This window comes from Caballeronia sp. SL1002, from assembly GCF_057814995.1.
Map to the genome: position 1 here is coordinate 503,208 of NZ_JBYMUW010000002.1, position 24,523 is coordinate 527,730.

The 24,523-nt window shown below is 62.3% G+C and carries 24 protein-coding genes and 3 tRNA genes; 16 read left to right on the forward strand and 11 right to left on the reverse strand.

What is annotated here, in order from left to right; genetic code table 11:
• Position 1: 1 nt before the first annotated feature.
• Entirely contained in the window at positions 2-493 is a 492-nt protein-coding gene (locus AC3D25_RS05185; RefSeq protein ID WP_488887393.1) for a phage protein NinX family protein, read from the forward strand.
• 72 nt (positions 494-565) lie between these two features.
• Here AC3D25_RS05185 and AC3D25_RS05190 read toward each other — a convergent pair.
• Together AC3D25_RS05190 and AC3D25_RS05195 are read right to left on the reverse strand one after the other, a co-directional pair.
• Positions 566-642, reverse strand: a tRNA-Arg gene (locus AC3D25_RS05190).
• A gap of 94 nt (positions 643-736) precedes the next feature.
• Positions 737-813, reverse strand: a tRNA-Arg gene (locus AC3D25_RS05195).
• Positions 814-975: 162 nt separating this feature from the next.
• Here AC3D25_RS05195 and greB point away from each other — a divergent pair.
• Positions 976-1,533, forward strand: coding sequence for a transcription elongation factor GreB (greB, locus tag AC3D25_RS05200; RefSeq protein ID WP_488889602.1), 558 nt, complete (start codon positions 976-978; stop codon positions 1,531-1,533).
• Between the two features lie 84 nt (positions 1,534-1,617).
• Here greB and AC3D25_RS05205 read toward each other — a convergent pair whose 3' ends face one another.
• Both AC3D25_RS05205 and AC3D25_RS05210 read right to left on the reverse strand, forming a co-directional pair.
• Positions 1,618-2,763 (reverse strand): porin, encoded by a 1,146-nt coding sequence (locus AC3D25_RS05205; RefSeq protein WP_488887394.1) that lies wholly within the window; start codon positions 2,761-2,763, stop codon positions 1,618-1,620.
• Positions 2,764-3,295: 532 nt separating this feature from the next.
• Positions 3,296-3,580 carry a hypothetical protein gene (locus AC3D25_RS05210; protein WP_488887395.1) on the reverse strand — a complete coding sequence of 95 codons (285 nt, stop codon included), beginning with the start codon at positions 3,578-3,580 and terminating at the stop codon, positions 3,296-3,298.
• Positions 3,581-3,938: 358 nt separating this feature from the next.
• Between AC3D25_RS05210 and AC3D25_RS05215 the strand changes: the two genes are divergently transcribed.
• The gene (locus AC3D25_RS05215) at positions 3,939-4,142 is read left to right on the forward strand and encodes a cold-shock protein (protein WP_488887396.1); all 204 of its coding nucleotides are present in this window, start codon (positions 3,939-3,941) and stop codon (positions 4,140-4,142) included.
• Between the two features lie 277 nt (positions 4,143-4,419).
• A complete protein-coding gene (locus AC3D25_RS05220) occupies positions 4,420-5,556 on the forward strand; it encodes an exonuclease domain-containing protein (RefSeq protein WP_488887397.1) in 1,137 nt (378 codons plus the stop codon).
• Positions 5,557-5,574: 18 nt separating this feature from the next.
• Here the strand turns inward: AC3D25_RS05220 and AC3D25_RS05225 are convergent, their stop codons facing one another.
• The 7 genes from AC3D25_RS05225 to pepN form a co-directional block, all read right to left on the reverse strand.
• Entirely contained in the window at positions 5,575-6,177 is a 603-nt protein-coding gene (locus AC3D25_RS05225; RefSeq protein ID WP_488887398.1) for a chorismate mutase, read from the reverse strand.
• Between the two features lie 234 nt (positions 6,178-6,411).
• Positions 6,412-6,561 (reverse strand): hypothetical protein, encoded by a 150-nt coding sequence (locus tag AC3D25_RS05230; protein ID WP_488887399.1) that lies wholly within the window; start codon positions 6,559-6,561, stop codon positions 6,412-6,414.
• Between the two features lie 573 nt (positions 6,562-7,134).
• Positions 7,135-7,210, reverse strand: a tRNA-Thr gene (locus tag AC3D25_RS05235).
• Between the two features lie 52 nt (positions 7,211-7,262).
• Entirely contained in the window at positions 7,263-8,279 is a 1,017-nt protein-coding gene (locus AC3D25_RS05240; RefSeq protein WP_488887400.1) for a class 1 fructose-bisphosphatase, read from the reverse strand.
• 135 nt (positions 8,280-8,414) lie between these two features.
• Positions 8,415-8,804, reverse strand: a complete 390-nt coding sequence (locus AC3D25_RS05245) for a HigA family addiction module antitoxin (RefSeq protein ID WP_488887401.1) — start codon at positions 8,802-8,804, stop codon at positions 8,415-8,417.
• 16 nt (positions 8,805-8,820) lie between these two features.
• Positions 8,821-9,102: a type II toxin-antitoxin system RelE/ParE family toxin gene (locus tag AC3D25_RS05250; RefSeq protein ID WP_488887402.1), complete on the reverse strand. Its 282-nt coding sequence runs from the start codon at positions 9,100-9,102 to the stop codon at positions 8,821-8,823.
• Between the two features lie 225 nt (positions 9,103-9,327).
• A complete protein-coding gene (gene pepN / locus AC3D25_RS05255) occupies positions 9,328-12,039 on the reverse strand; it encodes an aminopeptidase N (RefSeq protein WP_488887403.1) in 2,712 nt (903 codons plus the stop codon).
• Positions 12,040-12,392: 353 nt separating this feature from the next.
• Between pepN and AC3D25_RS05260 the strand changes: the two genes are divergently transcribed.
• The 12 genes from AC3D25_RS05260 to AC3D25_RS05315 all read left to right on the forward strand — a co-directional run bounded on the left by AC3D25_RS05260 (position 12,393) and on the right by AC3D25_RS05315 (position 24,523).
• Positions 12,393-13,103 (forward strand): DUF4136 domain-containing protein, encoded by a 711-nt coding sequence (locus AC3D25_RS05260; RefSeq protein ID WP_488887404.1) that lies wholly within the window; start codon positions 12,393-12,395, stop codon positions 13,101-13,103.
• A gap of 470 nt (positions 13,104-13,573) precedes the next feature.
• On the forward strand, positions 13,574-14,284 hold the full coding sequence (locus AC3D25_RS05265; RefSeq protein ID WP_488887405.1) for a beta-ketoacyl synthase chain length factor: 711 nt from the start codon (positions 13,574-13,576) through the stop codon (positions 14,282-14,284).
• Entirely contained in the window at positions 14,271-15,155 is an 885-nt protein-coding gene (locus tag AC3D25_RS05270; protein WP_488887406.1) for a lysophospholipid acyltransferase family protein, read from the forward strand. Before AC3D25_RS05265 ends, AC3D25_RS05270 begins: the two co-directional genes overlap by 14 nt.
• A complete protein-coding gene (locus AC3D25_RS05275) occupies positions 15,130-15,429 on the forward strand; it encodes a phosphopantetheine-binding protein (protein WP_488887407.1) in 300 nt (99 codons plus the stop codon). Before AC3D25_RS05270 ends, AC3D25_RS05275 begins: the two co-directional genes overlap by 26 nt.
• Before the next feature lie 4 nt (positions 15,430-15,433).
• The gene (locus AC3D25_RS05280) at positions 15,434-15,679 is read left to right on the forward strand and encodes an acyl carrier protein (protein WP_488887408.1); all 246 of its coding nucleotides are present in this window, start codon (positions 15,434-15,436) and stop codon (positions 15,677-15,679) included.
• Between the two features lie 6 nt (positions 15,680-15,685).
• Complete coding sequence (locus AC3D25_RS05285; RefSeq protein ID WP_488889603.1) at positions 15,686-16,363, forward strand: COG4648 family protein; 678 nt, start codon at positions 15,686-15,688, stop codon at positions 16,361-16,363.
• Complete coding sequence (locus tag AC3D25_RS05290; protein WP_488887409.1) at positions 16,360-18,072, forward strand: ApeI family dehydratase; 1,713 nt, start codon at positions 16,360-16,362, stop codon at positions 18,070-18,072. Before AC3D25_RS05285 ends, AC3D25_RS05290 begins: the two co-directional genes overlap by 4 nt.
• Positions 18,069-19,784 carry a glycosyltransferase family 2 protein gene (locus tag AC3D25_RS05295; RefSeq protein ID WP_488887410.1) on the forward strand — a complete coding sequence of 572 codons (1,716 nt, stop codon included), beginning with the start codon at positions 18,069-18,071 and terminating at the stop codon, positions 19,782-19,784. The genes AC3D25_RS05290 and AC3D25_RS05295 overlap by 4 nt, the downstream gene beginning before the upstream one ends.
• A 77-nt stretch (positions 19,785-19,861) precedes the next feature.
• Positions 19,862-20,290: an acyl-CoA thioesterase gene (locus AC3D25_RS05300; protein ID WP_488887411.1), complete on the forward strand. Its 429-nt coding sequence runs from the start codon at positions 19,862-19,864 to the stop codon at positions 20,288-20,290.
• Complete coding sequence (locus tag AC3D25_RS05305; protein WP_488887412.1) at positions 20,278-20,916, forward strand: LolA family protein; 639 nt, start codon at positions 20,278-20,280, stop codon at positions 20,914-20,916. Before AC3D25_RS05300 ends, AC3D25_RS05305 begins: the two co-directional genes overlap by 13 nt.
• Positions 20,916-23,336 carry an MMPL family transporter gene (locus tag AC3D25_RS05310; protein ID WP_488889604.1) on the forward strand — a complete coding sequence of 807 codons (2,421 nt, stop codon included), beginning with the start codon at positions 20,916-20,918 and terminating at the stop codon, positions 23,334-23,336. Before AC3D25_RS05305 ends, AC3D25_RS05310 begins: the two co-directional genes overlap by 1 nt.
• Complete coding sequence (locus AC3D25_RS05315; RefSeq protein WP_488887413.1) at positions 23,333-24,523, forward strand: beta-ketoacyl-[acyl-carrier-protein] synthase family protein; 1,191 nt, start codon at positions 23,333-23,335, stop codon at positions 24,521-24,523. The genes AC3D25_RS05310 and AC3D25_RS05315 overlap by 4 nt, the downstream gene beginning before the upstream one ends.

Below are 24,523 nucleotides of genomic sequence, written 5' to 3' on the forward strand. Positions count from 1 at the left end.
CATGAATACCTCCGATCTCGACGCGCCCGCGCTGGATTACTGGGTGGCGCGCAGTCTGCATGAATTCGTTCGCGAGATTCGCTTTACCGATGGCGGCGAAACGCTCGCGATCCGTGGCAACGATCGCGGCAAGCCGTGGGACGGACGCTTCTTGCCGTCAGCATCGTGGGATTCGGCGGCCGTGGTGTTGGAGCGCGCGTGCCGTATCGAAATGTACGATCACGGCCGGGGCGAAGTGGTGTGCACGGCGACGTTCGGCCACGACGTGGAGCCGCAGGAAGGGCGAGGGCCGTCGCTGCGCATCGCATTGCTGCGCGCGTTCGTGCGCCATGTTTTCGGCGATACCGTCGAGGACACTTTTCCGCATCGGCCCCATACGCTGCTGGGCGATCGCGTGGAGATTATCGGCGAACCGGGCGCGACGGCTTCCGTTGAGGACGTACCGATGCCAGATGGGCGGATCGGCGATATTGGTTCCGCGCCGCGTCAGTAACGTTCGCTCAAGCGCGATACAACCGTAGACGCAAAACAAAAGGGCCTTCCGAATGGAAGGCCCTTCAAAGAGTGGTGCGGCTGGCAGGATTCGAACCCACGACCCCTTGGTTCGTAGCCAAGTACTCTATCCAACTGAGCTACAGCCGCACGCAAAACGGTACTGCTTTATTACTTCGCGCGTTTATGGTTAAACGCTGATTTCTTCAATCCGTGCGCTCCGAAAGGAACACACTTCAATAAATGGTGCGGCTGGCAGGATTCGAACCCACGACCCCTTGGTTCGTAGCCAAGTACTCTATCCAACTGAGCTACAGCCGCATTCAGAAGCGAGATTATAGCCAAGACTATCTAAAATTGGAAGACCTCGCCGGCACAAACTATGAACCTTTCACCTTCGTGTAATCTTATAGATCAGTGATCGTCTGATTAAACCATTCGGCGATCTTGCTTCTCCTTATGCCATTCCAAGCGGTTTGCACCATGAATAAAGCCTTTGTCAAAGAATCCGAAGATACCGACGACGACCTCGATATCGCCCAGCCGGAGATGCCCGCCGGCACGAAGAACTACATCACGCCGGCAGGGCATCAGCGCCTGCGCGATGAGTTGCTGCATCTGCTCGACGAGGAGCGCCCGGATGTCGTGAAACTGCTTTCGTGGGCGGCGTCCAACGGCGACCGGTCGGAGAACGGCGACTATATCTACGGCAAGCGGCGGCTGCGTGAGATCGATCGTCGGATTCGCTTTCTGACAAAGCGCCTGGATCTGGCGGAAGTTGTCGACAGTAGCCGGCAGGAGAACGTGGATCAAGTCTTTTTCGGCGCGACCGTGGAGTACTCAGGTGACGACGGCGAGGCGCACACGGTGCGGATCGTCGGTGTCGATGAAGTGGACCTCGACCAGGGCTGTGTCAGCTGGATCTCGCCAATTGCACGCGCGTTGCTGAAGGCTAAAATCGGCGATACCGTCGCGCTGCACACGCCCGCCGGCGTGCAACAAATCGACATCCTCGATGTGCGTTATCCGCCGAAAGTCTGACCGCTGCATTCGCCCGTCCCGCACGAGCATAAAAAAAGCGCCGCGAAAGCGGCGCTTTTTTCACATCTGAACTGCTGTACTGCTTTAGAAGCGGTGACGCAGACCAACCGTTGCCGACACTTGATTCGGCGTCGTCGACATGCCGACGCCGTTGATCGTCGCGCCCAGACCCGTGCCTTCCAGATCCGAAACGTGTTGGTATTCGCCTTGCAGGTAGACGTCCGTGCGCTTCGACAGCGCGTAGGCCGTTTGCAGGTTGACCTGTTGGAACTTCGGCTTCACGCCGTCGATACGCGCATCGGTGAACGTGTACGAACCGGCCAGGCTCAATGCCGGGGTCAATGCGTAGCGGCCGTTCAACTCATAGTTGTTGAAGCGCGCGCTGTCGCCGAGCGAAGCGATGCCTGCTGCGCCGCCGACGCCCGCGCCTGCCGTGTTCAGGCCTGCGCCATTAGCCAGTTGCGTTTGCGAGAACACGAAGCCGACCACTGCCGGGCCGAAAGCGTAGTTCAGGCCAGCGCCCCACGTGCGTTGACGGCCTGCGAACAACGGCTGGTCGCCTGCGACTGCGCCGTTCGTCAGGTTCAGGTTCGCCGGGTTGTTGTTCAGTTGCATATACGCTGCGGCAACGTTCAACGGGCCGTAGTTGTACGACGCGCCGACGCTGTATTCGCGGTTGTCCGCAAAGGCGCCTGCCGTGTTCGAGAAGCCGTATTGGCCGCCGAACTTGAACCCAGCGTAGTTAGCGCTCGTGTACTTGATCGAGTTGTCGACACGGAACGTGTTGTTGAGGTTGTCGTTGTCGAACGGGTGGGCGAACTGCGTGCCGCCGTATTGCGTGCCGGTCAGCGCCAGCGGGCCGACGAAGTCGACCATCGAGTCGTACTGACGACCCAACGTGGTCGTACCGAATTGCTCGCTCGACAGGCCGACGAATGCTTGACGGCCGAACTCACGACCGCCTTGGCCGTTGTTGCCGTTCATGATGTTGAAGCCGTTTTCCAACGTGAAGATTGCCTTCAGGCCGCCGCCGAGATCTTCAGACCCGCGCAGGCCCCAACGGCTGCCGTTCACCGAACCGCTCGTCGCCTTGAAGTTGCTGTGACCATTTTGGTTGTTCGTGTACGTCATGCCAGCATCGATCAGGCCGTACAGCGTGACGCTGCTTTGTGCGTGAGCTGCGGTAGCGAATACGCCCGAGAGGGCCGCGAACATGAGAGTCTTTTTCATCTTTATCACTCCGAGAGAGCAGTTTGGGTTTCTTCGAACCCAGGCTTGAAGGAAACCTTCACTGGACGCGCTGCGAGAGGCGCTGACTAGCAAAGCAATGTGTCTGCAGCAGTCACATTTGTTTCCGGACCAGACGAAGTGTAAAGACCCTGCAAATGCTCACACCTTCCGATTTACGCAATAAAGTATTCTGCTATCGGCAATGATGGATGGGCGCGGCGGAAGCCTTGTCGGGTAAGGCTTTGAGAGAAATTCGGGGGCTTGATGCGGAGGTGTCAACCCGGAGTCGTTGCGCAGCGGCTACACTTTCTGACGTCTATATGCAACAGGACAAAACTCAATCTGCATTGTTGAGTAGTTTGTAATAGACGCTTGTGGTTTCTGTCGGTAATTCTGCCAAAAGTTCCCGCTATACTGAAATTTCTGCTTTCCGAAGCGGACTTTTCCGGCGACGGAAAAGATCTCCAAAGCCTTTTGTCAGCGCGACTTTCCAGTCGCGCTTTTTTTGCCCGCCGATAAGCGATCGCTCGGATCAGGCGGCGCGGCGGTCTTCCGTTTCGATGTGCTCGTCATCCGGCGATTCGTCGTCCTGCAACGCCTCGTTCTCGGGCGGGAATTCGCGCGTGAGCGGGATCGTCCAGTCTTCCATTACGTAGTGGCGCGCGTCCATCATCGGACACGAAAGCAGGTTCTGCCAATGATCGCCGTGCCAGGCGGGATCGATATTGAGTGGCGCGGCGGAAGTGTCGGGCGTAACCAGATGAACAGGGGCGGCGAGCGATTTAAGCCAGAGAGCCATGCGCTTGAGATCGGTCATCACTATTTCCTCCAGATATGTCTGCTAATTCATGTTTCATAGTGACGAACGGCATGTGATCGAACAAGACGCGTAAACACTTACGATTCGAAAACATCGGTTACATATAAGGCCAATAAACGGTAATTTTGTTATTTTCATTTCGATCATAAGAAAAAATGACGGCGTGGCAGTACGCCTATCCGAATGTTCATGCTTATTTTGACCGTTTCGTTAAAGCCTATGGATTATATGGATGTTATAAAAATCCTCTTGACGACAGAAACTGTGCCTTATATAAAAGCGGGACCGTGTATTTTATGCGCACGGCTGTATTGGGTTCGCCCGCTTTTATCAAACTTCGAAGGGAATCAGGTATATGGAAACCGGTATCGTCAAATGGTTCAACGACGCTAAAGGCTTTGGCTTCATCACGTCGGATACCGGCGGTGAAGACCTGTTCGCGCACTTCTCCGAGATCCGTGCCGACGGTTTCAAGTCGCTTAAAGAAAACCAGCGCGTGCAATTCGAGGTGAAGGCAGGCCCGAAGGGCAAGCAGGCTGCGAACATTCGCGGAATCTAAGCCTTCGCTTAATCCGCGCGGCGTAAAAGCCCCTGCCAATGCAGGGGCTTTTTTAATTTCGAGTTTTCAAATTTTGAATTACAAACGACCGAGTAAATTCGCTTGATAAATAAGGGTTAATGCCGATCGCTGTCGTTTTATGGCGCGCGCAGCCGCACGGCGCACGTGTAAAGGCGCGAACCACCACCGCATGCGTTAAAATGCGAGCACTTCACGCGCGATCGCTCCACCGGTTCATCCTCGAATGGCTCGAGCGCCGCGCACTTTTAATGCTGCGATGCACGTCTTTCCTCCGCTTCCCACCCCGTTTCTCCCTGATGAGCCCATCGTATTCGTCGATCTCGAGACGACCGGCGGCACGTTGGGCGTTCACCGTATTACTGAAATCGGTATCGTCGAAGCGGGGCCGTCGGGCGTCTCGCAATGGAGTTCGCTCGTCAATCCGAATCAGGCGATTCCGCCGTTTATCCAGCAACTCACCGGCATCACCGATGCGATGGTGCGCGACGCGCCGTCGTTCGAGGATGTCGCGCAGGGACTGCTAGAGCGCGTCGACGGCCGGCTGTTCGTCGCGCACAACGCGCGTTTCGACCACGGTTTTTTGCGCAGCGAGTTCAAGCGGATCGGCGCGCGGTTCCAGCCGGACGTGCTCTGCACCGTGCAATTGTCGCGCGCGATATATCCGGCGGAGCGGCGGCACGGTCTCGACGCGCTGGTCGAGCGGCACGCGCTGGTGCCGTCGGCGCGCCATCGCGCGCTCGCCGATGCCGATCTTTTGTGGCAATTCTGGCAGCACCTGCATCGCTCGCATGCCGCAGAAGTTTTGCGCGGACACATGGATCAGGTGACGCGGCGCTTTCGACTCGCGGGCGATATCGACGAAGACACGGTCGAGCAGATGCCGGCCGGATGCGGCATCTACGTATTTTTTGGCGAGAATGATGTGCCGCTTTACGTCGGACGAAGCGTTCGCGTGCGCCAGCGCGTGCGCGCGCACTTAAGCGGCCCGCGCCGATCCGCGAAGGATTTACGGCTCGCGCAGTTGGTGCGGCGCGTGGAGTGGACGGCGACTGGCGGCGAAGTCGGCGCGCTGCTCGCGGAAGCGGCGGCGATCGCGCGCTTGCGTCCGCCTCACAACCGCGTCCCGCGGTCGGGCCGCGACGACGCGCGCGGCGCCGCTTGGACGTATCCCGGCGCGATCGCAGTGGAAGAGCGCGATCCGGCGACGGGCGATCGCGCGTGGCACGTCGTGGATCGCTGGCAATATTTCGGAACCGCCGCGACGCTTGCCGACGCCGTTCTCCTGCGGGCAGCGAAACCGGCGACCGGCTTCGAACTGTCGAGCTATCGCATCCTGGGCGAGCGGCTCGGCCGCGGCCTCAAAATCGTGCCGCTCGATCCGGCGCTTGTTTGACGCGGCGATTTTCGCCGCTCAACCCACCGCACCGACGCCGCCCGCCGCGCACACATGCGACAGCGCGCGGGCGAGCGGCGCGTTCTGCGCCGCGTCGTAGCGTGTCAGATGTTTCCATCGCGCGATGCTGTCGGCGAGGCGCAGCGGGCAATCGTCGGCCGTGCGCAGCGGCTCGACCCGCGCGAGCGCCGCGATCAGCGATTGCGTCAGACGATCGAGTTTGGGTCGCGTATCGGTGGCGAGATCGGGCGGTGCGCCTTCCGGCGGCCGCGACGCCCGCCAGTTTTCGAACAACGCGTTTTGCACGAGCTTGCTCGCATCGATCTGATCGCGGAAGAATTGTTGCGCGAATGCCGGATCGAGGCCTGTTGCGCGCGCCTTTTTATCGACGCTCGCGAGCAGCGCCGTTTCGCGCGGTTCATCGGTAATCGGCTCGTGACGCGCCCATTTCCAACGCGCGACCGGTTCGGCCAACGCGAGCCGCTGTGAAGTCAGCGCAATTAGGTTCGTCAGAGGGGCGTCGTCGCCGTCGGCGCGAGCGGTCGATGTCAAAGCGAGAAAAAGGGCAGAAAGCGCGGCCAGCGATCGGGCCGAAGCGGAGATGCGGAGAGAGCGAAGCATGATGGTCGCGGCGACGGAAAAGCGCCAGCATAGCGCACACGCGCGACAGAATTCGCCCGGGGCAGTGAGAGACGGGCGGTCAGGACCTAAAGGCGAGCGCATCCAGGAACGGCTGGGCGTTCATCGTTTTGCAGCGCGCGACAAAACCCGGCGCGATTACCATGCGTCCGACGCACCTGACGCGTGACGCGCCGGTCGTACGAACGTTGCGGTGCGCGCGATGCGCTTTACCGCTTATTTCGAATCGCACAGGTTGCGTTGCTCGTCGAAGAAGGCGCGAACGTGCTCGGGCAGTTCCGCGGCCAGAAATTCGACAGCTACCGGTTCCGGATCCGGACAGGACACCTTGTCGGGGGTCGGAATTTTCGTTGGCTTGTCCATCATTGCTCTCCTTGTTCCACTCGATTATCGATCTGCGCTTTGGCATCACGCCAGCGTCGAATGTGCTGTCCGAACTTTTGCGCGTTCCTTTGTTGCTTTAACGGAACACGAGCGTTGCTACTTTGAGCGAAGCCAATAATATTTAAAATGTCCGTGCTAAAGGACGGGCGTTCGAAATTGCGACTTAATAAATGGTCGTGAATTTATTGCCGCTTGGCATCGAGTCATCTCGCAAAATTTCCCGCCAGTTCGCCGTTGCGCCGTGTTGCGGCGCAGCGCCCCGGACGTAGTTAAGCGTCATGCACGTGCTCATTTGCAACCGCTCACTTCGTTATAACGATACCGGGAAACGGCGGTTGACGTATTTTCGAGTGTTGTAAATAAATATCTGACTTATGTGCGGCTGCACACAAAGGTAATAATTGTGTGAGTCAGACGTTATGTGGAAGCGTAATGCATTGGGCGGATTGTTAATGCCGCAGGAAGAAGGGCAAAAGGCGAGACTGCGCGCAAACGTGGGACAAAAGAAAAAACCCGCGAAGCCGTGAAAGGCGACGCGGGTTTTAAAATGAAGCTTGGTGCCGGAAAGAGGAATCGAACCCCCGACCTTCGCATTACGAATGCGCTGCTCTACCGTCTGAGCTATTCCGGCATCAGAGAAACGAGATTATAGAGACTCTTTCCTGAGTTTGGCAATACCCTGATCAAATTTTCTTTTCGAGATGATAGCGGGTCACACGATCCACTTCATTCTTCGACCCGAGAAACACCGGCACGCGCTCGTGAAGACTCTGCGGAACGATATCGAGAATGCGCTTCTCTCCGTTGGTCGCCGCGCCGCCGGCCTGTTCGACGATAAACGCCATCGGGTTCGCTTCGTACATCAGGCGCAGTTTGCCCGGGCGGTCAGGCGTGCGTTTGTCGGCGGGATACATGAACACGCCGCCGCGATTCAGGATGCGATGCACGTCGGCCACCATCGACGCGATCCAGCGCATATTGAAGTCTTCCTTGCGCGGGCCGTCGCTGCCGGCGTTCAGTTCGCTCACATATTGCTGGACCGGCTCGTACCAGTGGCGGCTGTTCGATGCGTTGATCGCGTATTCGCGGGTATCGACCGGGATTTGCATGTCGCTTTGGGTCAACACCCACGAACCGAGTTCGCGGTCGAGCGTGAAACAGTTCACGCCGTTACCCGTTGTCAGGACAAGCACCGTTTGCGGGCCGTACACCGCGTAACCCGCCGCGACCTGCGCGGAGCCGGGCTGCATGAACGCGGCTTCGCTCGGCTCGCTGTCGTCTGGGCAGCGCAACACGGAGAAGATCGTGCCGATCGAGACGTTCACGTCGATATTCGACGATCCGTCGAGCGGATCGAATGTCAGCAGATAGTTGCCCTTCGGATAGCGATTGGGGATTGGGAAAATCTTTTCCATTTCCTCGGACGCCATAGCGGCGAGATTTCCGCCCCATTCGTTGGCATCGAGGAGAATTTCGTTCGACAGGATGTCGAGCTTCTTCTGAACCTCGCCCTGGACATTCTCGCTGCCGGCGCTGCCGAGCGCGTCACCGAGCGCGCCCTTGCTGACCTGATAGCTGATTTGCTTGCAGGCGCGTGCCACGACTTCGATCAGAAGCCGCAGGTCGGCGGGTAGATTTTGATGCTCGCGCTGTTGCTCGATCAGGTACTTGGTCAGCGTTGTTCGACGGGAGAGGGACATTACGTGGCTCCAGGAGCGTTTGACGAATCCCCTGATTCTACCTGCTCGATACTGCAGGCCCGTGTCATCGGGGTCACAGACAGTTTCGGTGTTCGCGGTGTAGGACGCGGCGGCGTGCGCCGGAAGTGTCCAAAGTCAGGCGCGCGGCCCGTCTTCCAGCACCAGGCACGCGCGGCGTTCAGCGGGCAACGGCTCGATTTCGCGCTCGATCTGCTCGCCCACGGCTGCGGTCGCGACGCGCAAGTCGTAGTCCGCCTGAAGATTCATCCAGAATTCGGCCGTCGTGCCAAGGTAGCGCGCTAACCGTAGCGCGGTTTCCGGCGATACAGCCCGCTTTTCTCGAACGACGTCGTTGATGCGCGGCGCGGGGACGCGCAATGCGATAGACAGCGCGTGCGCCGTGATGCCGAGCGGCGCGAGAAACTCGTCGCGCAGGATTTCGCCCGGATGCACGGGCGTCAGGCGCTCGCCGGTCGAAACGTCGGAAAAGTCGCGCGTGCCCGGGGCGTGGCGGCGATGGATCATGAAACGACTCCTTATATTAGTGATAGTCGGTTATTTCAACGTTCAGCACGTCTTCTCCGACAAAATAAAAGCAAATGCGCCATTGGTGGTTGATGCGAATGCTCCATTGGCCGCTGCGTTTTCCCTGCAACGCCTCCAGACGATTTCCGGGCGGCGCGAGCAAATCGCTGGCGGACGCCGCCGCGTTCAGCATCAACAACTTGCGATAAGCGGACGCCTGAATGTGACGCGGCAGCGACCGCACGGAGAAACCTTCGAAGAGCGCTTCGGTCGCTTTGTCAGCGAAAGTTCGGATCATGGGTAGGATATAACATGTGGCGTTAAATGGATTGTGTTATTTGTTGCGCGTTATGGACAGCGCCGCGATCCATCACCCACTTTCCCGCATCGACATGTTTTGAGGCAGTCGTCCGAACGGCCAACGCAGCGCGCGCCCAGCGCCGCGCGCCGCTGACGGACGAAGGACGAAAAAAAAACCGGCGCCTGAGCGCCGGTTCTTCACACAACGAAAGCAGTAAAACGGTCAGCCGAGCGCTTTCTCCACGATCTCCCGCACGTCGCGCGACTTCACCTGCGCGGCGACGCCGGTCAACGCGGCGTGCATCTGCTCGCGCAACGCGGGCGCGTAGCGCCGCCACATTTCCAGACCACGTGCGAGACGCGCGGCAACTTGCGGATTAAGTGCATCGAGCGCCACGACCTGCTCGGCCCAGAACGCATAACCCGAACCGTCGGCCGCGTGAAATTGCGCCGGATTCGCGTTGCAGAAGCTGAAAATCAGCGAACGCGCGCGATTCGGATTCTTCAGCGTGAACGCCTGATGCTGCATCAGTTTGCGCACGATCTCGATCACCTTGCGGTTCGGCCCGCCGCGCTGCGTGGCCTGCAGCGCGAACCACTTGTCGATCACGAGCGGCTCGTGCTCGAAGCGCCGGTAGAAATCGTCGAGCGCCGTATTCGCGATGGCAGGATCCGCGTTCTCCGCCGCGCCCGCCGTCAGCAGCGCGGACAGCGCGGCCGAGCGATCGGTCATGTTGTCGGCGGTATCGTATTGCGCGGAGGCGAGGCGCACGGCGTCGGCGGGATCGTCGAGCTGGGCCAGATAGGCGAGCGCCAGATTCTTCAGGCCGCGCTTGCCCGCGTCCTCGGGAACCGGGCGATACGCGCCCGGCGTGCGGTTCGCCTCGTAGATGGCGAGCCATTTGTCACGCAGCGCGGTGGCGAGCCGGCGGCTCACGAACACGCGCGCCGCGTGGACGGCGGCGGGATCGGAGACGGTCATCTGTTCGGCCAGATACGACTCGGACGGCAACATCAGCGCGAGTTCGCGGAATGCGGGCGTGAGCGTGGGATCGTCGAGCACCTGCTCGAACGCGGCGACGACCTGATCGTCGAGCGAGAGTGCCTCGCCCTTCGCGGCGCGGCCGGCGAGCGCCAGCAGTTCGCGCGTGGCGAGGCGCTGGCCGGCTTCCCAGCGGTTGAACGGATCGCTGTCGTTCGCCAGCAAGAACGCAAGCTGTTGATTCGTATAGTCATAATCGACGATCACCGGCGCCGAGAAATTGCGCAAGAGCGACGGCAGCGGTTCCTCGGCGACATCGACGAACGTGAAAGACTGGGTTTGCTGCGTGAATTCGAGCACGCGGGTCGTGCCGCGCGGCTCCGTTTCGCCTTCCAGACGCAACGGCAAATCAGCGCCGCTGCGGTCGATCAACCCGATCGAGAAGGGAATCAGCAGCGGTCCCTTTTGCGTCGCGCGCGCGGCTTCCGATGCCTCGCCATAACCCTGCGTGAGCGTCACGGTGTAGCGCTTCGCGGCGGTATCGTAGGCGGTGCGCACGTCGATGCGCGGCGTGCCAGCCTGGCTGTACCAGCCTTCGAACTGCGCCAGGTCGCGGCCGTTGGCGTCGGCCATCGCGTGGCGGAAGTCGTCGCAGGTGACGGCCTGGCCGTCGTGGCGCTCGAAATACAGGTCCATGCCGCGCCGGAATCCGTCGCGGCCGAATAGTGTCTGGTACATCCGCACGACTTCCGAACCCTTTTCGTAGACGGTCATCGTGTAGAAGTTGTTGATCTCGGCGTAGCTTTCCGGGCGCACCGGATGCGCCATCGGGCCGGCGTCCTCGGCGAACTGCATCTGACGCAGCACTCGCACATCTTCGATGCGCTTCGTCGCGCGCGCCGCGTCGGCGGCTGTACCCGGTGTGTCGCCGGCGGCCATGTCGGCGGAGAATTCCTGATCGCGGAACACGGTCAGTCCTTCCTTCAGGCTCAACTGGAACCAGTCGCGGCAGGTCACGCGGTTACCGGTCCAATTGTGGAAATATTCGTGTCCGACGACCGCCTCGATATTGCCGAAGTCCACATCCGTCGCGGTCTCCGGGTTCGCCAGCACATACTTCGTGTTGAAGATATTGAGGCCCTTGTTTTCCATTGCGCCCATGTTGAAGTCGCTCACCGCGACGATCATGAAGCGGTCGAGATCGAGTTCCAGGCCGAAGCGTTTCTCGTCCCAGCGGATCGAGTTGACGAGCGAATCCATCGCGTGGCGCGTTTTGTCGAGATCCTGCGGCTCGACCCAGACCTGCAGCAATTTCTCCTTGCCCGAACCGCTCTCGATGCGCTCTTCGAGCACGACCAGCTTGCCCGCGACCAGCGCGAACAGGTAGCTCGGCTTCTTGAACGGGTCTTCCCAGGTCGCGAAGTGGCGGCCGTCGGGCAGGTCGCCTTCATCGATCAGATTGCCGTTCGAGAGCAGCACCGGGTACGCGGTTTTGTCGGCGCGAAGCTTCACCGTGTAGGTCGACATGACGTCCGGACGGTCGAGGAAATAGGTGATGCGGCGAAAACCTTCCGCCTCGCATTGCGTGAAGAAGTTGCCGCTCGATACATAAAGTCCCGAAAGCGTCGTGTTTTCAGCCGGATTGCAGATCGTTTCGATACTCAATTCGAAGCTGTCGGGAATATCGTCCACCGACAAACCGTTCTCGCTGATACGCACCGCTGCGTGCGGTTTTCCGTCGACCTTCGCGCCGACGAATTCGAGGTGCTCGCCGATCAGCTCCAGACTTTCGACGCGCGTCTGCGCGTCCGGATTGCGTCGCAGGCGCATCGTGTTCTTGACGACGGTGCGTTCCGGGGAAAGGTCGAATTCGAGCGCGACGGTGTCGATCAAAAAGGCGGGCGGCGCGTAGTCGGCGCGGCGGATCACGATTGGGGCGGTCGAAGTGGACATGGCGGGTTCTTTATCGGAAGCGGGTTATGAGCAGGTTCAAAGGCAGTTTCGACAGCAGGCAGGCTCGCGGGTCTCACGGACCGAAACAACGGACGCATCGGACGCATCGGACGCATCGGCCCATTGTACAAACTTGCGGCCGGTTATGGATTTCACAACTGGCGGCTGGCGGGCAGGCGCCCGGAGCCCGGGAAAGCTCTGCGGCAGGTTGCGAGCGGGGTCAATCTGCCAGGCGTTGTCCGCGTATGCGAAACTTGGAACTCGAGTTGTTTGTTCGACCGCGTACTGCCATGTCTGCGGCGTACGTCCCGCGTTCGGCGTCAACACGAGCGCGCATAAGAAAGAGGATGACCATGAAGTTCGAACGATGGAGCGGGCGAATCGGCGCGGCGGCGCGAATTGCGCTGGCGTTTGGCGCGATCTGGCTGGGCGGTTGTACGACTTATGTGCAAACGCAAGTGACGGCGTTTTCAGACTGGTCCGGCACGGATGCAACACGCACCTACGCGTTCGCGCGCGGGGTCGATCAGCAAAACAGCATCGAACAGTCTACTTACGAGGCGCAGGTCGCCAACGAACTGACGATGCACGCGTTCAAGAAGGTGCCGGAGGCGGACGCCCGGTATCGCGTCGAACTCGCCTACGCGATTCGCGGCGACACCGTGACCGTCAGCCAGCCGCTTTACTACGACCCGTGGCCGATGTACGGCCCATATGGCCGTCCGTATTGGGGCGCTTGGGGTCCGTGGGGTCCATGGGGCATGGGTCCGAGCGGCTATGTCAACCAGAGCTACCCGATTTTCGTGCATACGTTGCAGATCCGGATGACGGAGCGCGCGTCCGGGCGCGAGGTCTACAAGGTCGTGGCGAGCAATTCAGGCGGTGAATCGTCGCTGATTCGCGCGATGCCTTATCTGATCCGCAGTGCGCTCGCGGATTTTCCACTCGGCAACGGCACGGTGCGCACGGTGCAAATTCCGCTCGACAAGAACGGCGGTGCGTCGAATGAAGCGCCTGCGATGAACGCGAACGAGAAACCTGCCGCGCCCGCACCGGCGCAATAAACCCGCTGGTGGTCCGCGAAATGAAGCCGGGGTATGCCCGGCTTTTTTTGGGCTGCGCAATCTGAAGCATCGTGAAGCGCGACGGGCTTCGTCAATTCCGGGCGGCGAAGAAGTAATTTAAATGAAAGGAATTGAAATCGTTTCAAAGTCGCTCATTGTCTTGGAAAATGTAAAAAATCCGGTTTGATTCTCAAAACCCCTTAATAATCCGTCGCATAGCGGACACTCGGTAGCGCTCCGAGGTGATTTATCGGACGAAGTTCAGTATCATCCCGCGTGGGTTGCGGACGTTGGCGATGACTGGTACGAACACACTAAAAGCGCTGAAACGCCTCAGCGCGCACTAAATAATCGGCCGCGCGTGCCGTTAATCGAATCTCCAAGACAATAAAACTGGCCGCGTCGAATGCCGGACGATAAAACCGTCCGCGTCGCATTGGCCGGCTTCCCGGTATAAACCCGTCATCGTCATGCCCGAACTCCAATGGACAATTCCAATTGCGCGCTGGTCAGTATCGACCGGCGGCGCCATTGCGCCAGCGGATATCGGCTTCATCGATGCCAATGTGCGCCGCCGTCTCAGTTCGCTGTCGAAAATGGCGCTCAAGGTCGCGCATGACTGCGCCTCGGACGTGCCGCGCGCGAGGGTCGTCTTCGGCTCGCGGCACGGCGAACTGCGCCGCACGACCGGCATTCTCGATGCCATGAACGCGCATGAACCGGTCTCGCCGACCGCGTTCAGCTTGTCCGTGCTCAACGCGATGACGGGCATCTTCGGCATCGCGCGCGGCGACCGGTCGGCGGCGAGCGCCGTTTCGTCGGGCGAGGAAACGCTCGGCTACGCGCTGCTGGAAGGCTACGCGCAGTACGCGGCCGATCCGGCGTCGCCCGTGCTCGTGGTCTACGCCGATGAACCGGTCGGCGAACAGTACGGCGAGGTCGAACACGATGCACCGGGCGGCGCGCTGGCCGTGCTGATCGACGCGAACGGCGCGGCGCGGCTCGACTGCGCGGTCACCGAAAATTCCACGAATGCGGACGGGGCACTGCCGGTATTCGAGACGCAAAGCGATGCGTTGCAGCATGCGCTGTCAACGCGCGCATACGGCGCGTGGCGAGCGGCGAAAAGCGGTGCAACCGGCGACGAATGGCAATGGCGGTGGCGCGATGGCGCAGCGTGAAGCGAACGAGGCCGGCAGCCTCGACTACGCATGGCGATTCGTCGCCACGGGACTGAGCTTTCTCCTGTTCGGCCTATGCGGGACCGCGTTTTCCCTCGTGCTGTTTCCGCTCGCCTGGCTATGGCCGCATCGCGCGTCGCGCCAGCGCGCCGTCACCACGCTGATCCACCTTTTTTTCCGCGCGTTCGTCGGCATGCTGAAGGCGATCGGCGTGATGAAGCTCGAAGTACGCGGCGATTTTCGGCGCACGGCGTCGCGCCCGGCGATCATCGTCGCGAATCATCCGACTTATCTCGACGTGATGGTGCTGTTGTCGCTGCTGCCGTCGGCTTGCTGTGTGGTCAAGCACGCGCACTGGCGCAACCCGTGTTTCTACGGCATCGTGCGTGCCGCGAATTATGTGAGCAACGCCGATCCGCTCGAACTCGTCGAAGCGGGTGCGCAACAGTTGCGCGCGGGCTATTCGATGATCGTGTTCCCCGAAGGCACGCGCAGTCCCGAAGGCGCGCGCCTGCATCCGTTTTCGCGCGGCTTCGCGCACATGGCGCTCGCGGGCATGACCGGCACGAGCGGCACGAGCGGCACGAGCGGCGCGCTCGAAGCCGATACCGCCAGCACGTTCGACACGACGCCGATCGTGCCTGTGTTGATCGACTGCGATCCGCCTGTGTTCACCAAGACACGGCGGTGGTTCCATATTCCGCCGCGTGCGTTTTGTCTTCGCGTGGCCGTGCTCGACACCGTCAGCGCGCGCCAGTGGACGAACGGCGCCGAGCCGCCCGCGCTTGCCGCGCGCGCGCTCGCGAACGGCCTGCAATCTCACATCACACGGCATCTGCTTGAGTATGGATTCTTTAAAACTGGAAATTAAAACTTTGCTGATCGAGGCGCTCGATCTCGAAGACATGACGCCCGCCGATATCGACGACGACGCGCCGCTCTTCGACACCGACGGCATCGGTCTCGATTCGATCGATGCGCTCGAAATCGGCATCGTATTGCGCAAGCATTATCAATTGACGATCGCCGCCAACGACGCAGGCACGCGCGAGCATTTTCGCTCGGTCAGCACGCTGGCCGCGCTCGTCGCGAGTCAGCGCGAAGCGGCTGCGAGTCTGGCTCAAGCAACGAAACAAGGGGAGTGAGAACATGAACGAAGAAGAAATCCTGGCGCGGATCCGCGCGATCTTCCAGGAGAATTTCGGCATCGATCCGGCGAAGGTGACGCCGCAAGCGCACCTGTTCGAAGATCTCGATCTCGACAGCATCGACGCCGTCGACCTCGCGATCAAGCTGCAGGAAATGACCGGACGGCGCATCAAGCCGGAAGAGTTCAAGACCGTGCGCACCGTCGGCGACGTGATCGGCGCGGTCGAATCGCTGCTGGCCGCGTAGTTGCCCATCGATCCGGAACTCAGCCGGCGCGTGGAAGCCGTGCGGCGGGCGAACGCGCAAAGCGCGGCGCCCGCTGCCGCGCCGCGCGCGCATCCGGTCGCGGGTGTGATCGTGCAAGTGCTGTTGAAGCTCGCGTACCCGGTGGTGATTCTCGGGGCGTGGCGCATCGGCGAGCCGCGCTACATGGGCGTCGCGCTGTTCGCGCTGCTGTGGCTGCAACGCTGGCTCGGCGCGGGCGGCATGGCTCGCGCGCTGCGTCGGCTGTCCGCGCTCGACTGGTGCGTCGCGGGCGTGTTGAGCGTGGCGTCGGCGTCTATTGCGCTGACCAACAGCGAGGCCTTGCTGCGCTGCTATCCCGCGCTCGTGAACCTCGGTTTGCTGGCCGCGTTCGGCGCGACGCTCGTGCGTCCGCCGTCGATGATCGAGAAATTCGCGCGCGTGCGCGAGCCTTATCTGCCGCCGCGCGCGGTCGCCTACACACGACGCGTCACGCAGGTCTGGTGCGCGTTCTTCGTGCTGAACGGCGCGTTTTCCGCCTACACGGCTTACGCGTTTTCGCGCGATGCGTGGGCGCTTTATAACGGCGTGATCGCGTATGGGCTGATCGGCGTGCTGCTTGCCGGCGAGTACGCGTGGCGGTGCGCCTTTGTCAAACCGGGCCACCCCGGAGCTGAACCCGCATGATTGCGCTGCATCGAATTTTTAGCGTCGAGGACGATGTGAACGCGGCTCGCACCGTCTGCATCGACCGCGCGAAACGGATACCGTTCAGCACGTTTCGCGCGCGCGTCGCGTCGCTCGCGGCGCGTTTCGACGCGATGCCACAACGCCGCGTCGCGCTGTGTATCGACGATCCCTACGACTTTACCTGCGCGCTCTTCGCGCTGTTCGCGGCGCGTCGCGAGCCGGTGATTCCGGCCAACGCGGCGCCGGGCTATCTGGCCGATCTCGCGAATGCGTTCGACGTTCTGCTGCGCGACAGCGATCTTCGCGAAGAAGACAACGCATCGCCCCACGAGCACGTCACGCTTTCGATCGATCCGCTCGCGCCGCTGACGCTCTACACGTCGGGCAGCAGCGGCACGCCCAAGCCGATCGCCAAGACGCTCGCGCAATTCGACGCCGAAGTTCGCACGCTTGAAGCGGAGTGGGGCGCGCAACTCGGCGGCGCGACGGTGCTCGCGAGCGTGCCGCATCATCACATCTACGGCTTGCTGTTTCGCGTGTTCTGGCCGCTGGCGGCGGGCCGTCCGTTCGACCGCTCGACCTGCGCCGATCCCTCCGAATTGCAGACGCGGATCGACGCATGCGGCGCGTGCGCGGTCGTATCGAGTCCGGCGCATCTTGCACGTTGGCCGCTGCTCGACGGCTTCGAACGGCTCGCTCCCGCGCCGCTCGCGTTCTTCTCGTCGGGCGGTCCGCTCGCGCGCGACGCCGCGCTGCGTTACGCCGCGCAGTTCGGCAGCGCGCCGGTCGAGATATTCGGCAGCACGGAGACGGGCGGAGTCGCGTGGCGGCGTCAGAACGAACGCGCCGCATGGCGTCTGCTCACAGGCGTCGAGGCGCGTCGCGATGAAGCAGGCGCGCTCAACGTTCGCTCGCCGCATCTCGGTCACGACAACTGGCACGCCACCGACGACGCCGCGCGCTTCGACGACACCGGCTGCTTCGAGTTGCTCGGCCGGCTGGATCGCGTGGTCAAGCTCGACGGAAAGCGCATATCGCTCGCCGAACTTGAAGCGCGTCTCGCGCAGCATCCATGTGTCGCGCAAGCCGCGCTCGTGCCGCTCGCTGCGAAAAACGAAGAAAAGCGCGAGCGTTTGGGCGCGGTGATCGCGCTATCAGAGGAAGGCGCGGCTTGCTGGCGCGACGAAGGCCGCAACGCGCTTGCCGCCCGCTTGCGGCGACACCTCGCGCAGTATGTGGATGTCGCCGTGTTGCCGCGTCACTGGCGTTTTCGCGTGGCATTACCATTCGATACGCGCGGCAAACTGCCCGCTGCCGCGCTCGCCGCCGAATTTTCCGCGCGCACGTACGGACCCGAGGTGCTCGCGGAAGTCCGCGTTGCCGATACCATCGCGCTCGACTTGCGCGTACCCGCGCAACTCGTGCATTTCGCCGGTCACTTCCCGGGCCTGCCGATTTTGCCCGGCGTCGTGCAGGTGGATTGGGCGATTCGCTTCGCGTCGGCACATGTACCGCACGTTCGCGATGTATCGAGCGTGGACCGGCTGAAATTTCTCGCGCCCGTGCTTCCCGGCGCATTGTTGCGCCTTACGCTCAAGCACGACGCCGCCAACGCGCGCGTGCAGTTCCAGTATCGGATCGATTCCGCCGACGCCGTGCGCGATTGCGCGTCGGGCGTGATCGCTTACCGGAGCGCGGGCGCATGAGCATCCACGCGTCTATCGTCATTCCGATCTACAACCACGACGTCGCGATTGTCGGGACGCTCGCGCGTCTCGTGCCGCACGGCTTGCCGATTCTGATCGTCGACGATGGCAGCAATGAAGCGACGCAGCGCGCGCTCGCTTCGCTTGCTACGCACTACGCGCCGCAAATAACGGTGCTGCGTTTGCCGGAAAACGGCGGTAAGGGCGCGGCCGTGATGGCCGGATTGCGTGCGGCGCGCGATGCGGGCTACTCGCACGCGTTGCAGATCGACGCCGACGGACAGCACGACGCCGCCGACGTGCCGCGCTTCATCGATGCAGCTAATGCCGCGCCTGACGCGCTGATTCTCGGTCGGCCGGTGTATGACGCGAGCGTGCCGAAGTCGCGTCTTTACGGGCGCTATGCCACGCATGTGTGGGTCTGGATTGAAACGCTTTCGCTCGACATTCGCGATTCGATGTGCGGCTTTCGCCTGTATCCGCTCGACGCGGCGTGCGCGCTGATCGACTCGGTGCGGCTTGGCACGCGGATGGATTTCGACATCGAAATTCTCGTGCGATTGCATTGGCGCGGTCTGCGCTTTCACACCATTCCGACCCGCGTGACCTACGCCGAAGACGGCGTCTCGCACTTCGACGTGCTGTGGGACAACGTGCGGATCAGCACGACGCATACGCGTCTGGTGATCGGCATGCTGTTGCGCTCGCCGCTTCTTCTTGCACGCAAGGTGATGCCGCGCGCGCGCGAGAAGACGCCGTGGTGGCGTATCGGCGAACGCGGCAGCCGGCTCGGCATCGGCACGCTCGCGCTGTGTTGCCGCGTGTTCGGCATGCGTTTCACGTCGTTCTGGCTGCATCCGGTGGTTGCGTATTTCGTGCTGACCGGGCGCGCCGCGCGTGAAGCATCGGACAACTATTTCGCGCATCTCGCCGACGTATCGCCGCCGCATTCGACGCCCGCGCCCGGTCTCAAGACCGCGTATCGGCACATGCTCGCGTTCGCGCAATCGGGGCTCGACAAACTGGCCGCGTGGAGCGGGCGCGTGCAGCGAAGCGACGTCGATATGCTCGATCACAGCGCGCTCGACGAACTGGTGGCAAGCGGTCGCGGCGCGCTCCTGATCGGCGCGCATCTGGGCAACCTCGAAATGACGCGCGCGCTCGCCACGCTCGGCGGCATCGCGCGCGTAACCGCCGTGGTTTATACGGAACACGCGCGCCGATTCAACAGCGTGCTGGCGAACGCGAACAGCGGCTTTCGCCTGCGGATGCTGGAAATCAGCGACGTCGGTCCGGAAACGGCGCTGCTCATGCAGGAACGTATCGACGCGGGCGAGTTGCTCGTGATCGTCGGCGACCGCGTGCCGGCGAACGAAACGGGCCGCACCGTCGATGCGCGTTTTCTCGGCAAGGATGCACCGTTCGCGCAAGGGCCATACGTGCTCGCGCATTTGCTGGGGTGCCCGGTGTACCTGTTCTTCTGCCTTAAAGTAGGCGCGCGTTATCAGCTTTATTTCGAACGCTTCGCGGCGAAGATCGAATTGCCGCGCGCGACCCGTGCGCGCGAGATCGGCCGATATGCGCAGCAGTACGCCGCGCGGCTCGAATACTATTGCCGGAAAGCGCCTTATCAATGGTTCAACTTCTACGACTTCTGGCAAATGCCGGTGGGATCGAAACACACCGGGACCGCGCCTCATGGCCGAAAATGATCTGAATCGCACGACCGTCGTGCTCGGCGGCGCGCGCATCGCTATCGAAGATAGCGTTGATGGAGGGGGACGCGAGCATGACTGAGCAACGCACGCTCGAAGCGGCAACGGCGTTCGAAGTGCCGTTCCACGATGTCGACGCGATGAGCGTCTGCTGGCACGGCAATTACCTCAAGTATTTCGAGTTCGGCCGCGCGGCTTTGCTGCGCGCCTTCGATTACGACTACCTCGAAATGAAGGCGTCGGGCTACGTGTGGCCGATCGTCGAATGCCAGTTGAAGTTCATTCGGCCCGCTGTGTACGGGCAGAAACTGGAGGTACGCGCGAGTTTGCTGGAGTACGAGAACCGGCTGAAGATCGCCTACCGGATCGTCGATACGGCGAGCGGCGCGCTGCTGACCAAAGGCCACACTACGCAAGTCGCCGTGTGCGAGGCGAACGGCGAGCTTCAGTTCGTGTCGCCGCCGGTCGTGTTCGAAAAGCTGGAGCGGGCATGGGCGCGATGAGCATCACGCGGCGCGGATTTCTCGCGTCGGCAGCGCTTTTATGCGTGCCGCTCGCCTCGTTCGCGGAAGACAGTTCGCCGCTCGTCCGCCAAATTGCCGCGCGGCTCGCGCGTCCTGCCGGCGTGCGCGCGCAATTCACGCAGACGCAAACGCTCGCCGCGATGAAGGCGCCGCTCGTGAGCCACGGCTCGCTCGTGTTCATGCGCGATAGCGGCGTGATCTGGCGGCTCGACGATCCATACCGCGCGACCTACGTCATCAGCGATTCGGGCGTGGTGGAAGTGAACGCGAACGGCCAGCGCGTGCAGCGCACCGCGCGCACACCGGCCGGTGTGGGACAGGTGTCGAAGATGATGCGCGCGATGCTCGGCGGCGATCTCTCCGCGCTGTATTCGCAATTCGATGTGAGCGCGACCGGCACGCCTGAGCGCTGGACTTTGCAACTGAAGCCGAATCAGCCGCAAATTGCGCAGGCGCTCAAGATGCTCATGATGACGGGCGGCGCGTTTCTGCAAAGCCTGCAAATCGACGCGGCAAACGGTGACGTGACGCATATGACATTCAACGGCAGCACGGCGCTCGATACGTTGCCGGCGTCCGACCTTGCGCTGTTCGGAGCGCAATGATGCGTGACGTGCGCCGCGACAGCACTCGTTCGATCAAGGCCGCGCGCATCGCGTGGCTGCTGATCGCGCTGGTCGCGAGCGCGTATTGTCTCGTGCGCTTCACGGAAGGATCGCCGCTGCAGACCAATTTGCTCGCGCTGCTTCCCCAGACCGAGGCCGATCCCGTCGCCGAGCGTGCAGTGGATTCGCTGGCATCCGCGATGGGCGACCGCGCGGTGTTCCTCATCACCGGCGACGATGCATCGAAAACGAAGGACGCCGCGCGCGCATTCGGCCGGTCGATCGCAGCGGACCACGCGTTCAACAACGTGCTCGCGGAATTGCCGCCGTTCGATCTCTCGCAGATCGCGCGGCTTTATCTGCCGTACCGGTTTGGCTTGCTGAACGCGGACGACCGCGCGGCGCTAAAGAGCGGCGAAACCGATCTGAATGCAACGCTGGCGCGCCGGTTGTATACGCCCGTGCATGGCGGGCTCGCCACGCCGCTCGCCGACGACCCGTTCGGCTGGCTCGAAAATTATCTCGCCACGTTGCCGCTCGCGACGTCCAACGTCGGTGTCGAAGACAACATGCTTGTCCTGCATCGCGGTAACGCAACGAGCGTGCTGGTCACCGCGACATTGCGCGGTTCCGCCTACGAATCGCAGACGCAGCGCGCCGTGCGTGACAGCATCGCGCGCGCATCGGCGATGCTCGCCACGCGCTATCCCGGCGTGCAACTTGCGCGCACCGGCGCGGTGTTCTACGCCGATGCCGCGCGCAGCGGATCGGAGCGCGAAGTCCACTTGATCGGCGCTGCGTCCGCGTTCGGCATCGCGCTCTTGATGCTGTGGGTGTTTCGCTCACCGCGTCTGCTGCTGCTCGGATTCGTATCGACCGCTTTGGGCGTAGTGTGCGCGCTCGCGGTGACATTGCTCGTCTTCGGCAAGCTGCATCTGCTCACGCTCGTGTTCGGGGCGAGCCTGATCGGCGAGGCCGTCGATTATTCGATTCAGTACTTTGTCGTGTATCTATCGGCGGGGCGCGCATGGCGTGCTCGCGACGGCGCACGCGCGGTGCGCGCGGCGTTGAGCATCGCGCTTGCGACAAGCCTGTTCGGCTACGCGATTCTCGCGTGCGTGCCGTTCCCGGCGCTCAAGCAGATCGCCTGCTTTGCGATCGCGGGGATCGGCACCGCGTTCGCGTCCGTGTTGTGGTTGTTGCCCGCGTTGCTGGTCGCGCCCGCGAAGCGCTCGCCCGATGCGCTTTTCATGCGCGCGGCCCACTTGCTGCGCGTCTGGCGCTCGGCGCTCGGCGGACGTCGTGCGTTCGTCGTCGCCGCGGCGATCGTCGCGGTATCGGTGCCGGGCTGGCTTCGTCTCACGAGCGACGACGATGTGCATCTGCTGATTCAGCGCGATCCCTCGCTCGTCGCGCAAGAGAACGCGTTGCGGCAGGCGACCGGCTTCGATGGCGGCTCGCAGTTCTATCTCGTGCGCGGTGAAAGCGCGGAGAAAGTCCTTCAGCGTAGCGAAGCGCTCAGCGCGCGACTCGCGCCGCTGCTTGCCGATAATCAGCTCAAGAGCGTGCAGAGTGTGACTGCGTTTGTGCCCTCGGCGCGCACGCAGGCAAACGACCGCGCGCTGCTCGATGCACGCGTTTTCGCCGATCCCGACGCGTTGCGCGAGCGTTTGTCGAAGGCGGGGTTCAAGGATGAAATCGCGGCGTCGTACATCGCGGCGCACGCCCACGACACACAGCCGATCACCATCGACACCTGGCTCGATGCGCCGATTTCGCAGCCTTATCGTCATTTGTGGCTCGGTGCGGTGAACGCGCCGGACGCACGTTTTGCCGCGGTCGTTCTGCCGCTCGGCGCCGCCGACAAGACCGTGCCGCTACTCAACGCGCTGGCCGCTGCGCTGCCGGGCGTAAGCTTCGTCGATAAGGCGGCGAGCGTCTCGGCGCTGTTCGGCCGTTATCGCGTGGATGCAAGCCTTTGGCTCGCGGGCGCGCTGGTTGTCGTGTTCGTGGCGCTTGCGCTTCAATACGGCGTGCGCGGCGGTCTTGCCGCGACGGCGCCGGTCGCGCTCGCGGCGGGCGTGGCGCTCGCCGCGTTCGGCTACGCGAACGTGCCGCTCAATCTTTTCAACTGGCTCGCGCTCATGCTGGTGCTCGGTGTCGGCTCGAACTACGCGGTGTTCCTGCGCGAAGGCAGCGAACGCGAAGGCGCGGAATCCGGCGCGGTGTGGACCGGCGTGCTTTTATCGGCGGCGACCACGTTGCTCTCGTTCGGCATGCTCGCATTGAGTTCGATGCCGGCGCTCAAGAGCTTCGGCGCGACGCTTGCCGGCGGTATCGCGGTGGCCGTTCTGCTTGCACCGATGGGGATGAACGCCATGCGCTCATCCGCTCACCACAATTTAAAGGAGACGCGATGAAATCGTCCCGTGTCTACCTGCATGCACTCGGCATGCTGAATGCGCTCGGCGACGACGTCGAAGATATTGCACGTTCGCTCGCGATGCGCACAGCACCCGGCATGGGACTCGCGCCGGTCGGCACGGGCGATCCCGCATTCGTCGGACGCGTGCGCGCGCCGCTCGAACTCGCGCCGCCGCCCGAACTCGCACCCTACGATTGCCGCAATAACCGGCTGCTGCTGCAGGCGCTCAAACAGATCGAACCCGCCATCGAACGCGCGCGCGAAAAGTATGGCGCGGCGCGGATCGGCGTGGTGCTGGGAACGAGCACGTCGGGGATCGAATCGGCGGAAACGGCGTTGCTGTACCGGCTGCGTTCGGGCGCGTTGCCGCCGCAATTCAACTATCGGCAGATGGAGATCGGCACCGTCGCGCAGTTTGCCGCGCGCGCGCTTCGCGTGTCCGGTCCTGCGTTCACGGTCTCCACGGCCTGCACGTCGAGCGCGAAGGCCGTTGCGTCGGCTGCGCGCTTGTTGCGGGCGAATCTCTGCGATGCGGTGATCGTCGGCGGCGTCGATTCGCTTTGCGAACTCACCGTGCGCGGCTTCGCGTCGCTCGAATCGACCAGCCTCGCGCAGAGCAATCCGATGAGCCGCAATCGCTGCGGCATCAATGTCGGTGAAGGCGCGGCCGTGTTCCTGATGAGTCGCGAGGAAGCGCAAGTGTCGCTCGCCGGCGTCGGCGAATCGAGCGATGCGCACCATGTTTCCGCGCCGGATCCCGATGGCGTCGGCGGCGAAGTTGCGTTGCGCGCGGCGCTGTCTGATGCGGGCATCGAGTCTGCCGCGATCGGTTATCTGAACCTTCATGCAACGGCCACGCCGAAGAACGACGACATGGAAGCGAAGCTCACCGCGCGCGTATTCGAGTCGGGCGTTCCGGCGAGCGGGACGAAGCCGCTTACCGGCCATCTGCTCGGCGCGGCGGGCGCGACCGAACTCGGCTTTGCGTGGCTCGCGCTCGATGAATCGAACGGGCGCGCGCGGATCGCGTTGCCGGCTCACGTGTGGGATGGCGAAGCCGACCCCGCGTTGCCCGCGCTCGATCTGATCGAAGACGTGCGGCATCTGAGCGGCGCGGCCTATGCAATGAGCAATTCGTTTGCGTTCGGCGGCAGCAACGTAAGCCTGATTCTGGCGGGATGA

Coding starts and splice junctions, on each gene's coding strand:
- AC3D25_RS05215 (WP_488887396.1), top strand. CDS start 3,939: ATGGAAACCGGTATCGTCAAATGGTTCAACGACGCTAAAGGCTTTGGC.
- AC3D25_RS05275 (WP_488887407.1), top strand. CDS start 15,130: ATGGATTCTTTAAAACTGGAAATTAAAACTTTGCTGATCGAGGCGCTC.
- AC3D25_RS05280 (WP_488887408.1), top strand. CDS start 15,434: ATGAACGAAGAAGAAATCCTGGCGCGGATCCGCGCGATCTTCCAGGAG.
- greB (WP_488889602.1), top strand. CDS start 976: ATGAATAAAGCCTTTGTCAAAGAATCCGAAGATACCGACGACGACCTC.
- AC3D25_RS05205 (WP_488887394.1), bottom strand. CDS start 2,763: ATGAAAAAGACTCTCATGTTCGCGGCCCTCTCGGGCGTATTCGCTACC.
- AC3D25_RS05295 (WP_488887410.1), top strand. CDS start 18,069: ATGAGCATCCACGCGTCTATCGTCATTCCGATCTACAACCACGACGTC.
- AC3D25_RS05250 (WP_488887402.1), bottom strand. CDS start 9,102: ATGATCCGAACTTTCGCTGACAAAGCGACCGAAGCGCTCTTCGAAGGT.
- AC3D25_RS05290 (WP_488887409.1), top strand. CDS start 16,360: ATGATTGCGCTGCATCGAATTTTTAGCGTCGAGGACGATGTGAACGCG.
- AC3D25_RS05210 (WP_488887395.1), bottom strand. CDS start 3,580: ATGACCGATCTCAAGCGCATGGCTCTCTGGCTTAAATCGCTCGCCGCC.
- AC3D25_RS05265 (WP_488887405.1), top strand. CDS start 13,574: ATGCCCGAACTCCAATGGACAATTCCAATTGCGCGCTGGTCAGTATCG.
- AC3D25_RS05185 (WP_488887393.1), top strand. CDS start 2: ATGAATACCTCCGATCTCGACGCGCCCGCGCTGGATTACTGGGTGGCG.
- pepN (WP_488887403.1), bottom strand. CDS start 12,039: ATGTCCACTTCGACCGCCCCAATCGTGATCCGCCGCGCCGACTACGCG.
- AC3D25_RS05220 (WP_488887397.1), top strand. CDS start 4,420: ATGCACGTCTTTCCTCCGCTTCCCACCCCGTTTCTCCCTGATGAGCCC.
- AC3D25_RS05270 (WP_488887406.1), top strand. CDS start 14,271: ATGGCGCAGCGTGAAGCGAACGAGGCCGGCAGCCTCGACTACGCATGG.
- AC3D25_RS05240 (WP_488887400.1), bottom strand. CDS start 8,279: ATGTCCCTCTCCCGTCGAACAACGCTGACCAAGTACCTGATCGAGCAA.
- AC3D25_RS05305 (WP_488887412.1), top strand. CDS start 20,278: ATGGGCGCGATGAGCATCACGCGGCGCGGATTTCTCGCGTCGGCAGCG.
- AC3D25_RS05310 (WP_488889604.1), top strand. CDS start 20,916: ATGCGTGACGTGCGCCGCGACAGCACTCGTTCGATCAAGGCCGCGCGC.
- AC3D25_RS05315 (WP_488887413.1), top strand. CDS start 23,333: ATGAAATCGTCCCGTGTCTACCTGCATGCACTCGGCATGCTGAATGCG.
- AC3D25_RS05225 (WP_488887398.1), bottom strand. CDS start 6,177: ATGCTTCGCTCTCTCCGCATCTCCGCTTCGGCCCGATCGCTGGCCGCG.
- AC3D25_RS05245 (WP_488887401.1), bottom strand. CDS start 8,804: ATGATCCATCGCCGCCACGCCCCGGGCACGCGCGACTTTTCCGACGTT.
- AC3D25_RS05230 (WP_488887399.1), bottom strand. CDS start 6,561: ATGATGGACAAGCCAACGAAAATTCCGACCCCCGACAAGGTGTCCTGT.
- AC3D25_RS05300 (WP_488887411.1), top strand. CDS start 19,862: ATGACTGAGCAACGCACGCTCGAAGCGGCAACGGCGTTCGAAGTGCCG.
- AC3D25_RS05260 (WP_488887404.1), top strand. CDS start 12,393: ATGAAGTTCGAACGATGGAGCGGGCGAATCGGCGCGGCGGCGCGAATT.